This window comes from Rhodococcoides trifolii (genome assembly GCF_014635345.1).
GTDB classification, from domain to species: Bacteria; Actinomycetota; Actinomycetes; order Mycobacteriales; family Mycobacteriaceae; genus Rhodococcoides; species Rhodococcoides trifolii.
Genome location: NZ_BMCU01000001.1, coordinates 1,353,981 through 1,369,800 on the forward strand (window position 1 = coordinate 1,353,981; position 15,820 = coordinate 1,369,800).

At 67.6% G+C, this 15,820-nt stretch carries 12 protein-coding genes; 3 read left to right on the forward strand and 9 right to left on the reverse strand.

Annotated elements, in window-relative coordinates:
* The first annotated feature begins 51 nt into the window (after positions 1–51).
* Together IEW02_RS06335 and IEW02_RS06340 are read left to right on the forward strand one after the other, a co-directional pair.
* On the forward strand, positions 52–1,641 hold the full coding sequence (locus IEW02_RS06335; protein WP_188543781.1) for a MinD/ParA family ATP-binding protein: 1,590 nt from the start codon (positions 52–54) through the stop codon (positions 1,639–1,641).
* Between the two features lie 29 nt (positions 1,642–1,670).
* Positions 1,671–2,603 (forward strand): hypothetical protein, encoded by a 933-nt coding sequence (locus tag IEW02_RS06340; RefSeq protein ID WP_188543782.1) that lies wholly within the window; start codon positions 1,671–1,673, stop codon positions 2,601–2,603.
* Positions 2,604–2,609: 6 nt separating this feature from the next.
* Here IEW02_RS06340 and IEW02_RS06345 read toward each other — a convergent pair whose 3' ends face one another.
* Together IEW02_RS06345 and IEW02_RS06350 are read right to left on the reverse strand one after the other, a co-directional pair.
* Positions 2,610–3,284 carry an Rv1157c family protein gene (locus tag IEW02_RS06345; RefSeq protein ID WP_188543783.1) on the reverse strand — a complete coding sequence of 225 codons (675 nt, stop codon included), beginning with the start codon at positions 3,282–3,284 and terminating at the stop codon, positions 2,610–2,612.
* Positions 3,285–3,374: 90 nt separating this feature from the next.
* The gene (locus IEW02_RS06350) at positions 3,375–3,869 is read right to left on the reverse strand and encodes a winged helix-turn-helix transcriptional regulator (protein WP_188543784.1); all 495 of its coding nucleotides are present in this window, start codon (positions 3,867–3,869) and stop codon (positions 3,375–3,377) included.
* A 58-nt stretch (positions 3,870–3,927) separates the two neighbouring features.
* Here IEW02_RS06350 and IEW02_RS06355 point away from each other — a divergent pair, with 58 nt between their 5' ends.
* On the forward strand, positions 3,928–5,325 hold the full coding sequence (locus tag IEW02_RS06355) for an MFS transporter (protein WP_188543785.1): 1,398 nt from the start codon (positions 3,928–3,930) through the stop codon (positions 5,323–5,325).
* Here the strand turns inward: IEW02_RS06355 and IEW02_RS06360 are convergent.
* The 7 genes from IEW02_RS06360 to IEW02_RS06390 form a co-directional block, all read right to left on the reverse strand.
* On the reverse strand, positions 5,268–6,698 hold the full coding sequence (locus tag IEW02_RS06360; RefSeq protein ID WP_229745801.1) for a DUF2079 domain-containing protein: 1,431 nt from the start codon (positions 6,696–6,698) through the stop codon (positions 5,268–5,270). The genes IEW02_RS06355 and IEW02_RS06360 overlap by 58 nt on opposite strands.
* A gap of 43 nt (positions 6,699–6,741) precedes the next feature.
* Positions 6,742–10,284 carry an SbcC/MukB-like Walker B domain-containing protein gene (locus IEW02_RS06365; protein ID WP_188543786.1) on the reverse strand — a complete coding sequence of 1,181 codons (3,543 nt, stop codon included), beginning with the start codon at positions 10,282–10,284 and terminating at the stop codon, positions 6,742–6,744.
* Positions 10,281–11,414 (reverse strand): TIGR02678 family protein, encoded by a 1,134-nt coding sequence (locus tag IEW02_RS06370; RefSeq protein WP_188543787.1) that lies wholly within the window; start codon positions 11,412–11,414, stop codon positions 10,281–10,283. The genes IEW02_RS06365 and IEW02_RS06370 overlap by 4 nt, the downstream gene beginning before the upstream one ends.
* Entirely contained in the window at positions 11,411–12,895 is a 1,485-nt protein-coding gene (locus tag IEW02_RS06375; protein WP_188543788.1) for a TIGR02677 family protein, read from the reverse strand. Before IEW02_RS06375 ends, IEW02_RS06370 begins: the two co-directional genes overlap by 4 nt.
* Positions 12,896–12,961: 66 nt before the next feature.
* Entirely contained in the window at positions 12,962–13,906 is a 945-nt protein-coding gene (locus IEW02_RS06380; RefSeq protein WP_188543789.1) for a GTP pyrophosphokinase, read from the reverse strand.
* A 19-nt stretch (positions 13,907–13,925) separates the two neighbouring features.
* Complete coding sequence (locus tag IEW02_RS06385; protein ID WP_188543790.1) at positions 13,926–14,729, reverse strand: ABC transporter permease; 804 nt, start codon at positions 14,727–14,729, stop codon at positions 13,926–13,928.
* The gene (locus IEW02_RS06390; RefSeq protein WP_188543791.1) at positions 14,726–15,691 is read right to left on the reverse strand and encodes an ATP-binding cassette domain-containing protein; all 966 of its coding nucleotides are present in this window, start codon (positions 15,689–15,691) and stop codon (positions 14,726–14,728) included. The genes IEW02_RS06385 and IEW02_RS06390 overlap by 4 nt, the downstream gene beginning before the upstream one ends.
* Between the last annotated feature and the right edge of the window lie 129 nt (positions 15,692–15,820).

The window sequence follows — 15,820 nt, forward strand, 5'->3', positions numbered from 1 at the left end:
TGCGGAAACCGGTACGTGAGGGGGATAGCCCGTCCGCGGAGGGAATCAGGCATGGCAACTTCGGTAGAGCCCGAGCGCGGCGTACGTCGCGTTCGTTCCGGCACGCCCGACGCCCCGCCTGTCGAAAGCGGACCGGCCCGGTGGGGCCTGCGCGGCAAGGTGAACGAGCTGTTCGGCGGCGCGTCGCTGCTCTCGGCCAGTGCCGCCGAACTCGAGGCTCGGGACGACATCAACGCCATTCGGTGCGCGCTCCCGGCCCGCCAGTCGATCGTCGTCGCGAACACCGAAGGCGGCATGGGTAAGACGCCGACCGTCGTCATGCTCGCCAACCTCTTCGGGCGTCATCGCGGAGGCGACGTCGTCGCGTGGGACATCGCCGGAGTCCGAGGAAATCTCGGTCAACGCTCCGCCACCAACACCGCCGACGGCCACACCGTGTGGGGGTTGCTCGCCGACACGAACGAAGCGCAGTCCGCCGATTCCGGGTTGTCGCGTTACCTGTGTCGACAGCCCACGGGCGACGAGATCCTGGCGTCCGATCGCGCAGCCCGGCACATGGAGTCGATCACGACACCCGAACTCGTCGCGATCGGGAACACGCTGGCACAGCACCGCCAGATCACCATCTTCGACACCGGCAACGACGATCGCGCGACCGCGTGGAAGTGGGCGACGTCGTCGGCGGATCAACTGGTGATTCCGATTCCCTACCGCCGCGGCGCCGCGTCGTCGGTGACATCCATGCTTGCAACGCTCAGCGCGCGCGGTCTCGACGATCTCGTCGAGCGCGCCATCGTGATCGCCTCCCCGCCCCCACGCGGAGCGCCCGCGGCCGTCGTCGACGAAGTGCGTCGGCGTCTGACCGAATGCGGAGTGCGCACCATCGTCGACGTACCCTTCGAGCCCGCGCTGGCCTCGTGGGAGCGCATCGACCATGCCGCCCTTCCCGAGGGGACGTTGCGGGCATGGACGCATGCCGCTGCAGTGATCGCGCACTCGATGGCCACCGGACCCTCTCGCTCCGATGCCGTTGCTGCGACCGAGGATTCGCAGTCCTTCGACGTGACCACCGCTGCCCTGCGGCAGTGGTCGACGCGGGGCGGCTCCGCTCCCGTCGACGATCACGACCCAACGCCGCGACGTTTCCCGGTTCGCGGCGTGGTGGCGTGCGCCACGGTGGCGCTCGCGGCGGTGAGTGCAGTCGGTGTGTTCCACCTCGCCGATCGATCGGATGCGGACACGGTGTCGCCCACTGCCGTTGCTGCGCAATCGGTTCCGAGCCTGGACGCAGCGCGCGCGAGCGGACCCGCGGTCATTCAGGCGTACGACGACAGGTACTACACCGATCGCAGCGCGGACGGGGCCGCGTCGCTGTGGACTCTTCCGGAGGTCTCACCGGCCGACGCCGCTGCCCGGACCGACGAGTTGCAGAAGACCATCGACGCGGTCGATCCGGCCATGCAACACCGGTTGGCCGTCACGCCGACGTCGGATCCCTCCGTGTTCGATGCGGTTCTCACCCTGACGACGTCCGACGGCGTCGAGCATCCGTACAACCAACAATTCACGGTCGCCGAGAACGACGGCATCTACTCGATCGTGTCGAAGACCGATTGTGAGCAGCAGTGCCCTGCTCCGTAACTGCGCTCAACCGAAGGGGTTCCCGGACTGTGTCCGCCAACAAGCCTGTGTCCGCCAACAAGCCAGTGTCCGTCGACAAGCCTGTGTCGCTGCCGTATTGGAAATCGATGGTCATCGCCGGGTTGGGTGTGGCGGCAGCTGCGACCATCGGTCTGGTCGGCCCGTCGACGGCGTGGGCTGCTCCCACCGACGACGACAAGCCGACCGGTGCTGCCGCCGTCGAGAAGCAGCGGCAGGACCAGAACGAGAAGCTCGACAAGATGAGAGCCGACGCCAAGGCGGCGCAGGATGCGAAGGACGCGGAGGCAGACGCCCAGCGCGAGGAGCGGCAGAAGGAGCAGCGCGAGGAGGATCGGCAGAGCTCGGAAGCAGCCGCTCCGCCGCCGCCCCCGTGGGTCCCGCCGGTGTTCGTCCTACCGGAGTTGCCGTTCGAGATTCCCGGTTACGTGCCGCCCGTAGAGCAGGCACTGGTCGAGCAGGCTCCTGTCGAGCAGGCACCTGCACCGCAGCAGCCGCCGCCTGCACCCGAGGTCGTCGCACCCGCAGTGGTGGCGCCGCCCGAGCCCGAGCCGGAACCCGTCACGCAGACCCCTCCGGCGGCGCAGACGCCTGCGCCGCAACCGCCGAGGCGAGACCCGGATCCCGAACCGGCGCCTGTCCCCGCACCGCAACCGGCTCCGTTGCCCGCGCAACCGCAGGTGCAGTCCGCACCGACGCATCAGCCGACGCCGGGGCCGGGCCCCGATCCCGAGCCCGACCCGGAACCTTCGGATCCGCCTGTGCCGCAGCAGCATTCGCAGGCCGATTCGACACAGATGGCCAATCCCGCCCCGACATCCGAGCCCGCGCCGCAGGCACCATCACCGTCGGACGAGCCGACGGTCGGCATGATGACGAATCCGTCGCCAACGGTGGAGAAGGCTGCGCCCGCCGGGCCCAACCTGGGTAACCCGACGCCCTAGCTGGGGCTACGGGGCGTTGACGACTCCCGCGACCGGCAGGTAGTCGCACTGCGTACCGAAGATGGTCTGGGTCGAACCGTGAATCACGGCCGCGACGAGGCCGGGTCCGGTCGGGACGGTCACGGACAACGTCTCCGGACCGGTGGGCAGGCCGGCGAGCTGCTGCGCAACCCAGGTGCGCTCGCTGCGCAGGGGCGCGTCGCCGCGCTGGCCGTTGGCGAGGTTGAACCAGGTGACCCACAGCGTGTCGGTCTGCTTGCCCATGTCGATCGGGGTGTCGATGCCGAAGAACATGAAATGGACACTGCCGGGCTCGATGAAGTACGGCAGCGTCGGATCCGCCGCAGGTCCGGAGACGCCCCACGCGCGACCCTGTGACGAGTTGCGCAGCGGGTTGCGGTTGTTGTAGTAGCCGGTGCAGCTGTTCGCGAAGGTGTCGTAGAAGAACTGCTGCTGCGGTGCGAGCATGTTCGTTCCGAAGGGAACCGGGATGGGGTAGGCGGCAACGTCCGTCTGCGCCCGCTGGACGCCGGACTGCGCAGCCGCGATCGCTGCGTCCAGCGCGATGTCGACGGGAGACTTCGGCGGTGCGGGAGCCGGCTCGGCGGCTGCGGTAGTGGAGCCGGTCAACGCGATCACAGCAGCCATCACGCCACACGCCAGCAGTTTCGTACCCTTCATGGCGATGATGTTAGCGGGTCTACGGGCCTCACCACGCCGCGCGAGTATCGATACGGAGTCGGTCTGATGACTCCTCGTTACCTCTTCTCGCTACCGGAACGGCGTCAACAGTCGGCGCGGGCTTCTCAACGCGACCGAGATCATGTCGGACCGAATCGCTGGATCCGCTCCTGGTCCGGCCCGCATGTCGACCCGATCGGGCGTCGGCGACACCTCGCATCTCGGGCACCGACCTGCGTCCAGATCGGTTCCGCAGTCGGCGTGTGTGAAGACGCGGCGGGGTCCGTTCGGTGATCGACGTTCCGCCCATGACGTCAACGCGACCAGTGCCGGCCACAGAGCGAGTGCATCGTCGGTCGGGAGGTACTCCTCGCCCGTCTTGACGAGCAGTCCGTCGTCGACCAGGGAAGTGAGTCGCGTGGTCAGCACGGCCTTGGAGATGTCGAGGTGCACCTGGAAGTCGGTGAAGCGCCGGACCCCGAAGACGCTGTCGCGCAGGATCAGCAAGGTCCAACGTTCGCCGACCGTCTCCAGTGCGCGGGCGAGCGAGCAGTCCTGTCGCGTGTAGTCGACTCCGAGTGCCATGCGACCGATCCTACGCATCGGTCTGTTCACCAGACCGAATAATGCTACGTTGACCGTCATGAATCGCTCGCACGCACTGGCCGTGTCTGCACTCGGCACAATGCTGACGCTCGTCGCGTTCACCGCACCACTGGCCACGTTGAACGCCACGGCGTCCACCCTCGGCGCCGACACCGCGGGCAGGACGTGGATCCTGAGCTCGATGGCCATCGGCCTCGGTGCCGCGTTGCTCTCGAGCGGCACGATCTCCGACGACTTCGGCCGCCGCCGCGCGTTCGTGATCGGCTGCGCGGTCCTCGCGATCGGGTCCCTCGCCTGCGCTCTGGCACCCACCACGCAGGTGTTCGTCGGCGCCCGCGTCGTGCAGGGTCTCGGTGGCGCTGCCATCGTCGCCGCCAGCCTCGGAATCATCGCGCATGCGTTCCCTCCCGGTCCGGAACGCGCGGCGGCATCGGGGGTGTGGGGTGCCAGCGTGGGCGGCGGTATCGCACTGGGGCCGCTGGTCTCGGCGACTCTCGATCGGTTCGCGAACTGGCGGGACGCGTACTGGTTGCTCGTCGTCGCTGTCGTGGTTCTCGCCGTCGCGGCAATGCGCGTCGTCGAGGAATCGCGGGCGGACAACCGACGTGGGCTGGACCTGACAGGAACGATCCTGCTTGCCGCCGGCGTCAGTACGTTGCTGGCGACGCTCGTCGAAGGACGTCAGGGGTGGGTGCAGGTACACGTCGTCGTCCTCGCAGTCGCAGCCGTGGTTCTGCTCGGATTGTTCGTGGTGGTCGAATTACGAAGCGACACAGCGATGCTCGATCTCGGCCTGTTCCGTCAGCCGCCGTTCGTGGCCGCGACGGTCGCGGCTCTGGCGACCGGCGCCGGGATCATTGCGCTCATGTCCTACATGGGTGCGTTCCTCGGCGGGGCACTCGGCATCTCGGCCCTGGGAGGAGCGTTTCTACTCTTCGCGTGGTCGGGGTCGAGTGTCGTCACCGCCCTGTTGGCGCGACGCATCCCGCCGCGCTTCGGCGGTCGGCCGCAGCTGGGTGTCGGGTTGATCGGCGTGGCCGTCGGCCAGTTGGCGCTGGTGGGCATCTCCGCCGACTCGACGTGGGTGCGTTTCCTGCCCGGACTTCTCGTCGCCGGTGTTGCCAGCGGTGTGCTGAACGCGGCACTCGGACGTGAGGCCGTCGCCAGCGTTCCGGCCGGACGCGGCGGTCTCGGCAGCGGCGCAAACAACACCGCTCGATACGTGGGGTCGGCCATCGGGGTCACGGTCGTGGCCGTCATCGCGGCACGGCCGGGGTCCGGGCCGGCCGTGGCGGCGTCTCTCGCCACCGGGTGGAATCACGCAGCCGTGGTCACAGCGGTCATCTCACTGGTCGGCGCGGCGGCGGTGTTCTGGGCTCACCGAGCGACGCGTTCGAGCACTTCGATTCCGTCGACGTCGGCAGTCAACACATAACCGTCGGCCAGGGCGTCGCTGATCGCCTTGTCGTCGCCGACCCGGTCGAGGGGCCAGCCGGGCGGGTGGGCTCGGTTGACCACTATCCAATCGGGTGTCGAGGTATCGGCCGGTCGCTGCGGAAACACGGTCACGTCATGGGTCGAGACGAATTGCGGCACCAGGTTGTTGGACGCGGCGATGGAGTCGCCGGCGGGGATGCTCGACGCGATGTCGGCGGCCGTGACGGCCTGCGGATCGACGCGCCAACCGTCGGCGTTCGCCAGGCGCGAGAGCGGGGTGAACGGGAGCGACCCGATGGCCACGACTGCGACCGCACCGAAGATCACCCGCTGAGCGCGACGCGACAGGTGCATATCTCGTCGACCGCGGATCACGGCGTCGATCAGCGCCGCGAAGAGAATTGGCATCAGGATCGCGTTGTAGTGGTAGATCGGCACCCAGTAGTTCGAGTTGCCGCTCAGGAAGCGCCACGCGACGGTCGGGGCGGCGATCAGGGTGAGCGGTGACCGCAGTGCCGCAAATCCGGTGATGGCGAGAAGAAGAAGGATCGTCGCCGCCCGAGAGTCGCCGGCCACCAGTCCATGCGCGGTGTCGGCGATGCCGGAGCCCAGCGGAGGGAGGTTCGACCCCTGGTTGTATGCGTCGTCGCTGCTCAGGGCCGGAATGATCACCTTGACAGCCAGGGCAGTCCACCCGAGCCCCCACACAGCCGTTGCGATTCCCCAGAAGCGAGTACGTCCGGATGTCCAGAAGGCCACCAGTGCGCCGATCACGGCGACGGTGAGGCCCATGTCCTCCTTGACGAACACGAGAGGCAGCGCCCAGAGCATGGCCGTCCGCCACCGGCCCTGCCCGAGCGCGACCACCGAGAACGCCAGGATGGGGACAGCGAACGCGATTTCGTGAAAGTCGAAGTTCAGCGCCGACTGCAGACCGAACGAGAGGCCGTAGCCGAGCGCCACGATCAGAGCGATGCGCTTACCGAAGGCGTTCTGCGCCCAACGGGTCAGGGGGACGACGCCGACCGCGAACAGAACGGCTTGGGCGATCAGCAGCGTGTCCGGTGACGGGAACGCCCGGTAGAACGGCGCGAGCAGGGCGGTGATGGGCGAGAAGTGGTCACCGAGCGTGGTGTAGCCGGTGCCGAGCAGGTTGGACACCGGTGCCCGCAGATGTGCGTATCCCGACACTTCCTGAACGAAGATGCCCAAATCGAAGCCCGACGTCCGAAGTTGGCGCTGGCCCATGAGCGACAGAGCCGAGTACAGCGCGGCAAAGATGCCGAAGGCCGACAGCGGCAGCGCCCACCCGCGATGACGAGCCGGCGCGGGAGGCGACGTCACCTCGGGGGAGTTGCGTAAAGCTGTCACGGGAAGTCAGTTCTACTCGTCGAAAATGAGATGGGGCTGTGAATTACCCGAGCGCATGCAGATGTTTGTGCTTGCCGTCCCAGTGCACTCGCGTGGTGATGACGGCACTGTCGCCGAGTCGTCGGATCTCGTAGATGTCCAGTGCAGGTACCTCGGGAACCGTTCCCCAGAGCGCGTGGCCGGTCATCACGAAGTCGATGTCCAACCGAACGAGGAGGCCCATCAGCTCGCCGATCGTGCTCTCGTCGATCTTGGCGAACGCGTCGTCGAGCAGCACGAGCCGCAGGGCGTTGTCGGCGTCGGGAAGGCTCGACAGGTACCCGTCCGCCGCCGCGAAGAGAGCCGCGTACGACACGAAGCGCGTCTCGCCCTGCGAGATCTTGGCGCGTTTGGAGATGCGGCGCTGCTGATCGGGCTCGGGACCGAGAATGGTGACCTCGACGGCGTGCCACGTTCGGTAGTCGAGCGCCGTGGCCAGGTGGGCGGCGTACCCGGCGCTGGGATCCTCGGCGTGCAACTGCTCGACGCGGCCCCGCAGAAGTCCGACGAGCTCGTCGGAGTTCGACGAGTGCTCGGCTGACAGCAACTCGAGAATGCGCGCCAACTCGGGCTCGTCCTTCTCGAGGTGCCACCCCATCCGCACACCGATTCCGTGCGAGGTCCGGCTGGTACTCAGACTCGAATTCATCGCCTCGATCAACTCGCGCGCCTGCTCGATCCGCCTACGCAGTTCGTCGGACACCCCGCCGAGCACGAAGCCGGTGAACACGTCTCGCTCGCGCTGGCCGAGTGCTTGCTTGCCCTCGGTGACGCGACGGTTCAGATAGTCCAGCACCTCGACGGGATGGTGACTGTCACCCGCTCCGTCGATGTGCACCACGTACACACCGTCCTCGACGCGTTCGGAGACGTCGAGTTGCCCGGAGGAGTCGCGCTGGAAGCGCTGCAGGGCAGTGATGAGCTCGTTGACGGTCACCGCGTCGTGCGTGCCGACGGCGCCCAAGGCCGAGGCGACGATCTGGCGGATGTGTTCGGTGTCGTCCGGATGCGCGACCACGGGGATGGATGCGTCAGTCACCGCAGGTGCCAGACCCGGAAGGCGTACGCGCGCGTTGTATTCGGTTACCCGCTCGATGAGCTCTGCGGCGCGCGCCGACTCTTTCTCGGCCGCCACCGCCACGTCCGTCCGTGCCGCCGCGAGCTGATTCTGCAGATCGTTGACCGCACGCGACGCGTCGTTCAGGTTGTCCTCGGTGACCCGATGCTGCTCCAGCGTCCGATTCAGTTCGATGCTCAGCTCCTGAAGTGGAACCTCCAGTGCATCGTGGGCCGAGGCAAGCTTGGACGCGTGATCGTGCCACTGCAACCGCCGATCCTCCGCCGCGCTCTCGGCGTGCACACGATCGTTGGTCGCGTATCCGAACTCGGTCGCCGCGGACGTGGCTGCCGCGGTGCGCCGAACAGTGGTACGGCAGGCGGCACCGAACCCGGTGGCCGACAGAGACACTCGCCGGCACGCCGCGTCGACGGCGGCCAGGTCGGCCACACTCACCGGCAGGTCCATACCGTGGCACGCGAGACGGTGATTCTCGAATTCGGCACTCCACGAGTCGCGTTCACGGCCGGCGTCCCGCTCGGCGTCGCGGGCGCGGCGAGTACTCGTCAGGGCGAACTCGGCCAGGGCGGACGCCGTCGCACGGGCCGCGACCAGCGCGGTGGACGACGGCGCCGAGTCGAGATGCGCGTCCAGCGTGGACCGGTCGCGCTCGATCTCGGCACGCCTGTCTCCGTACTCACCGAGCGTGGCGAGTTCGACAGCCCACTGCTCCCGAACCGAGCGGGCGGCCCGAGCGGGAAGCGCGTCGAGGTCGGGTCCGGACACCGACTCACCGGCGAAGGCCTCGATGTCGGACAGTACGGCGTCGACCTCGGGGCGGGCGGCAATATCGGGCAGCACCGATTGCGTCGTCGGGTTCGAGAACCATTGCCGCCAGGCGTGATTCGTGGTGATCGCAAGCTCGTCACGCGCCTCGGCCGCATCGGTGGCGCGTGCGTCGTCACGATCGGCTTCCGCGCGAGCATGTTCGGCGTGCAGTTCGAGTTCCCGAATGCGCCCGCGTTCGACCTCGAGGCGGGTAGCTTCCTGCAGCCTCCGCGTCGCCTGCTGATGACGATGTTCGGCGGCCTCGGCGGCCCTCTCGGCAGCGGTCGCTGCGGGCCCGAGATCAGCTGGGACGGTGGTCGCCTCGGTGAAGGTCGGACGGACGATCGAGGACGGGAAGCCGTCCAGTGAATCGGTGACGGTTCCCTGCTCGGGCTCGCGGACCCGATCGACGATGTGGATCTCGGTCGGTAGGTCGTCTGTTCCGAGTCCGGCAGAACTCGAATCCTGCAGCACCGCCGTGAGAGTCGTAGCCGCATCTCGCGCCGCGGTGCGCACGTCGTCGTAGCGGCCGATGAGTCGGTCCGCGGCGTTCACCTCGGCGATGCGGGCACGCCGAGCGAAGCCGAGCGACTGCTCTGCCGTGTTGCGCAGCGCCGCCACCGCCACGTCTCGCTGGTGCAGATCGTCGGCCGACTTGAACAGGTCGTGTTCGCGGAAGGCGTCGAGCGCACGCACCAGTTCGGCTCGCTCGTCCGTCAGATCCTGGCGCAGTGCGGTCGCTGCGCCGAGTTCCGACGCCAACCGCTCCGCGATCGCGACGTGCGTGCCCTCGATTCCCCGCGCGGTGGAGACGGCGTCGACGCCCTCGCGCACACGGACGGCGGTGTCGTGCAGAATCGTTGCGGCGTAGTCGGAATAGGTGCTGCGGAACCGCTCGACGTTCTCGAGGGTGGCTTCGAGGCGTTGCTGCGACTGACGAGTTTCGGTGAGGCCGTCGAGTTGTTCGCCCGCCGCTCCCAAGGTCTGCTCGCTCAGCGGCGGGAGCGCGTCCGACAAAATCTGCGGAAGCTTGCCCTCGTCGATGCGGTTACCGACGTCGGGCGAGCGCAAGGTGTGCAGCAACTGCATCAGCCCGGCGAATCGATCCTTGCCGGACTCGCCCTGCAGCCCGAACACCTTGGTGCGGACGGCTTCCCGATGCTCCTCCGGAGTCTTGGACAGGTTGCCGGGGCCGACAGCGGCGGTCAGGTCGTCCCGCGACAGTGCCTCTCGGTTGTCGGCGATCAACCGAAGATCGTGCCCGACGCGTCGGTGGGTGGTGAAGAACAGCACTTCGCTGCGGTTCGCCGTGGTGCTGTACTTGACGTGTGCGCCGACGGTGAGATGCCCGCGGTCGTTCTCGAGCTCCATCCACAGATATCCCAGCCGGTTGTTCTGTCCGCGCGCGCCGGTTCGCATGAGCTCGTCGAGGTTGACCTTGTTCGACCCGGTCGCATCCATCCGTCGACGGTCACCGTCGAGGAGGTAGGGAAGCAGCATCTCCAGAGCGCGTGATTTACCGGATCCGTTGGCGCCACGCAGGATCAGCCGACCACCCGAGATGGTGAACTCGGTGTCGAGGTAGTGCCACACGTTCACGACGCCGGCGCGGGTGAGTCGCCAGCGATGGTCGTAATGTTTGGCACCTAGTGGTTCGGTCACGTGGGTGATCCCGTCGTGGGTCGGTAGCGGGCGGCGTGGGCGTGGAGGGCAAGTCCGTTCTCGCGGGACTCGGCCATGCGGAAGTCGTGGAGGAGTGCCACCACGTCGGTGCGCAGCGCGACAACCGAATCGACGTACTCCTGCTTCCACGACCGCTCGTTCTCCGCGGTCAGTTCGGACAGGATCTGATCGACCAGCGGCCACGGCGCGAGCAGTTCGGTTCGCGCCTGCGCAGCCGGAAGCCGTTCCACCAGCTCCCCGACCAGCAGCAGGGTGGCCTGCTTGAGGCTTCCGCTGCCGGGGAACTCGATGTCGCTGAGGCGGGCATCGGAGTCGTACGCGAGGACTCCCTCGGCGCGGACCTCCAACGTGAGACCGAAGTACTCGTCCAGTTGCCGTGTCAGGTCGGTCTTCTCGCGCGCGAGAACGTCCTGTTCACTGTCGCTGAGGTCTCGGCGCAAGCTGATCGGGTCCTCCACGAGACGTCGACGCAGACGCTTCCTCGGGTCGTCGGTCGGGACGGCGAGAACGTGCGCGAGCTCGGTGTCGGGTCCCAACGGGTGGGTCAGCAAGTGGGGCAGCAGGGGACGCGCGACGGAGAGCAGGGCGTCGTTGCTCGCGTTGTCGCCCCACGCCGTCACAGTTCCGTCGGTCTCGCCGAGCAGGCCCCACTCGACGAGGACCTGCAGGGCGGCGACGAGTCGTCGACGATCGGTGATGTTCTCCGACAGGGCAATTCCGCGTGCTGCGGCGTCCTCGCGGACTTGGGCGACGAGCGTCGACAGCAGTACCTGATCACCCATTCCGGGCGCCAGAAGGGCCGCGCCGGTGAGCGCCAGCAGCGCGTACGACGATGCGCCGAGCGGAACACCGTTGGGCCGGCGCAGCGCTCGCGTCGGTGCCGTCGGTTCGAGCGGGGTCTTGACCAGCCGCGCGAACGTCGACTCGACGATCAGTGTGTATCCGAGTTCCGAGGCGAAGGTCGACTTGAGGGCCGTCGCGTGTTTGCGGATGAGCGACAACAACTCCGGGTCACGCGCCGCGGTGATGATGGGCCGCTGCAACAACTCCCGGCTGGCCTCCTGCCTACCCGCGGCGTCCTGCGAAAGGGTGCCCAGAGATTCGGTCACCGCGCGCTCCGGCGGGCGTCGTCCGCATGCCGACTGTTCAGCGGCTCCACCGCGAGCACCAGATCGTGCACGGTGAGTGTCCCGTCGGGTGACTGCACGACCGTGTCCGCGCCGGTTGTCGCCGTCAGACGCAGCCCGAGATCGTCGTCGCTCCACTGGCCGCCCAGCCCCGGATCGTCGGCTGCAGCCAGCAGGCGGCCCAGCTGTTCGAGCAGCAGTACCCTTGCGGCACTGGACAATCGAGCGCCATCGAGCGGTCCGAGGGTGGCGAGTTCGGCGGCAGCGTCACGGGTGCGGAGGGCGTCGGAACGGGCGATCTCGTCCACTCGCCGCCGGTCGGCGGTCGTGTCCGGCACCCGCGAGACACGGCCGCGCGAGACGCGGTCTCCGCGCTCGCGCAGCGACACCGGGACGGTGATGGGATCGGCGGTCCACCACGATGTTCCGGGGCCCACACGCGGGTCGGGTTCGTCGGGGCCGAGCAGCAGGTGTCGGGTGGGCTGGGCGCCGAACGTGGCGGCGAAGAGACGCTCGGCATCCTCGTCGGAGGACGAGTCGAACCACGACGCGAGCCGCAGCAGGTCCGCTCGCCGGGAGAAGCCGGAGTCGGATGCGTCGAGAATGCGCTTGGCGTTCGAGAGCAACTGCCCGAGGGCTCGGCCGGCGGCGGCCCGTAGTTCGGCCGGACCCGATCCGGCACCGTGGCCGGCGTACCAGCGTCGCAGGCCGTCCCACTCCTCGCGCGTGCGCCCCGCGGGCCGCTCGACGTGGACGTCGGTCAGCACCAGACGCGGAACGGCGTCGAGAACGTCGAACAGGGAATCGGGAACCCGGTCCAGTGCAGCGGACACCTCGGGCGCGTGGCGGTTCACGTCGGCGGTGATGAGGTCGACGTAGTCGAGCAGAACGGACTTGAGTTCGGTGTAGTCGTCACCGCCGAGGTCGAACCGGCCCAAAGTGTCGGCCAGGTACGCGTAGAACTCGGCGACGCTCTCGGTGAAGAGTCGGTGATCGTTGAAGACGCCCGTGACGATCCCCGCGATGAGGTTCCCATCGGGGGTGGGGGCGTCCAGCAGCGTCGGCAGCCCGCCGACGCCGTCGGCGATCCGGCCGAGCAGTTCCCTGGTCACCTCGCGGGCGCCGTCCGTGGCGTGGAGGATCTCGACGGCTCCACGGTGGACGCGTCGGCCCAGGCTCGTCACCTGGTAGCGCGCGCGGGCTCGCACGTAGTCGGCGACGGTCTCGACGCGCGTGTCGCGCGTAGACGGAGCGAGGTTTCCCCACTCGACCAGTTGTCGGCAGCGCGCCTCGACGGTGTCCACGTCGAGGTCCACGCTCTCGGCCACCACCCCGGCCGACATGTCCACCAGGACACCCGAGGTCAACCGATCCAGAACGGCGATGTACTCGTGCCGCTCGTCGGCCGAGAGGTACCGGAACAGGTCGAGGTGCGCGTCGGCGCTGCTCTCGGAGTCCGGCATCGTTACATGTCCTCGATCTTGGGGCCGACGGGTGGGCGTTCCTCCAAGACTAAAGGCACGGCTCGGTCAGAGCGGTTTGGTTCGCTCCAACGGACCCACCACGTTGTAGTAGAGAGCGTCGTCCGTGTCGTCGACGGTGACGTCCACGTGCTGGCCGACGCTCAGATAGTGGTCGACCTTGATGCGCTGCCTGGACTTCGCCGCATCCTTGACCGACCGCGCCGGAATGAGACCTCGACGCCCGTCGTCGGCGACGGCGAGGGCGTACCGCGGGCCGGTGCGCACCACACGCACCCGGATCGTGGGCCCCGAGGCTTGCGCACCCGCCGCGGTGGTCAGCTCCTCGAGCTGGCTTGCGAGGGTGTCGGCCATGGCGTCGACCTCGGCAAGGAGAGTGGCCATGCTGGTGGCGTACTCCGAGTGGCGTTCTGTGGGCTTGAGTGCGCCGCCCGGTTTGTACATGTCCTCGTGCGTCAGCTCGCCCCAGGCGTCCTGCAGGCGTGTTTTGACCTGCACTTCGACCTTGACGCTGACGATCCCCTGGTGCGTCGCGACCCCGACCACGAGCACCGCGTGGAATGCGCGGTAACCGCTGGGTTTGGGATAGGTGACGTAGTCGACCGGGGTCTCGGCGAAATCGATGGGACAGTGCGCCGACTCGCACGCCTGCACGAGCTTCTCGGTGAAGGCGGTGAGGTCACGCGGTGACTTGCACAGCACCTTGACCCCGACGATGTCGCTGAGCGCGCTCGCGACGTCGTCGGGGGTCCGCGGCATATCGATCCGGCCCTCGGCGATCCGCCGCCTGATCTTGTCCGCAGCGCGCGCCGGATCCTTGATGCGTGCGGTGTCCGCGTTCAACCGGTCCCGGTCGAGGTTGTCCAGAATCTCGTCGGCGATGGTGTCGAGAAATGTCTGCGCCGTGACGAGCGCGGCCTCCCACGCACGGGCCCGATCCGTGTAGAGCTCCTCGACCAGGTCGTCGAGCGGGTCGGCCTCAGGTGCAGTCACCGCAGTCACCGCGAAGACCTTAGCGACTCACGGCCTTCTTGTACCGGTTGATCGCCAGCGGCACGAAGACGATCAGCATGATCGCCGACCACGCCAGGGTCGCGATCACCGGATGTTGCAGCGGCCACGCATCGGGCGGGGGGAGCGCCGGGTTCACGTTTCCGAACAGCACGCGGCTGGCCTGGGTGATCGCCGAGACCGGGTTCCACTCCGCCACCGGTTTCAGGAACGACGGGAGGTCACTGCTCTGTACGAACGTGTTCGCGATGAACGTCAGCGGGAAGATCACGATGAAGCTGGCGTTGTTGAACACCTCGGGGGTGCGGATCCACAACCCGATGACCGCCATCAGCCACGACAGTGCGTACGCGAAGAGCAGTAGCAGAACGAACCCGAGCAGTGCCTCGAAGAACGAGGACCTGATGCGCCAGCCGACGAGCAGGCCGGTCAGCGACATCACCACCAGGCTGATGACGTTGATGGCGATGTCGCTGCTGGTGCGTCCGATCAGCACGGCCGACGGCGCCATCGGTAGCGTGCGGAACCTGTCGATGATGCCCTTCTGCATGTCCTCGGCCAGCCCGAGCCCCGTCCACGTGGATCCGAAGATGACGGTCTGCGCGAAGATGCCGGCGATCAGGAACTCGCGGTAGGACATCCCGGGGATCTCGATGGCGGAGCCGAAGATGAACGCGAAGACGAGAACGAACATGATCGGCGAGAGCAGCGTGAAGACGATCAGGTCGGGGACGCGCTTGATCTTGATGAGGTTGCGTTTGGCGATGGTGGCGCCATCGGTCACTGCCATGGTGACGGCGTTCATTTCTGTGCCTCCGGTTCTTCGAGCTCGGTCGCATGCCCGGTCAGTTTCATGAACACGTCGTCGAGGCTCGGTCGGCCCAGTCGCACGTCGGTGGGGGCAATGTCTTTGTCGCGCAGCAGGATCAGCGCCTCGGTCAGCGATGCGGATCCGTCGGTGACGCCGACGCTCACCTCGCGTGAGCTCTCGTCGACCTCGACGCGGCCGGGTGCGAACTGTTCGAGCACGGTGCGCGCCGCAGCCATGTCGGTGCTCTCCGGCAGCGTCAGCTCGATCCGCGTTCCACCGATGCGGTCTTTCAGTTCGTCGGCCGTTCCGCGCTCGATCACCGTGCCGCGGTCGATCACTGCAATCGAGTCGGCCAGCTTGTCGGCCTCTTCGAGGTACTGGGTGGTGAGCAGCAGCGTCGTACCGGACGCCACGAGTTCCTCGATGACGGCCCACAACTCGACGCGGGCGCGCGGGTCGAGTCCGGTGGTCGGTTCGTCGAGGAAGAGCACCGGCGGGTCGGCGACCAGTGCGCCGGCGAGATCGAGGCGCCGTCGCATGCCGCCGGAATAGCCCTTGACCGGGCGGTCGGCCGCGTCGCTGAGGTCGAATCGTTCGAGCAGTTCGCGGGCCCGCGATCGGCTTTTGGCTCGACCGAGGTGATACAGCCGACCCACCATGTCGAGGTTCTCGTAGCCCGTCAGATGTTCGTCGACGGCCGAGTACTGACCCGAGACACCGATCCGCGACTTCAGCTCGCGTGCGTCCTTCACCACGTCCAGTCCGACGACGGTGGCGGTGCCGGAATCGGCCTGCAGCAGAGTCGTCAGGACGCGGATGGTGGTGGTCTTGCCTGCTCCGTTGGGACCGAGCAGGGCCATGACCGTGCCCTCGGGCACCTCGAGATCGAGACCGTCGAGGGCGTGAATGTCGCCGTAACTCTTGCGCAAGCCGCTGGCGGTGATCGCAAATGGCATCTGCTCTCCTTCTTCTCGGGTGCGGTTACGACTGCCGAACAGGACAAAACTCATCGGGACAGGAGTGGAGCCTGCGGAACGACCCGCCGGGAGGTTATCGGCAGGTACCGACAAGTTCCACTGATTTGG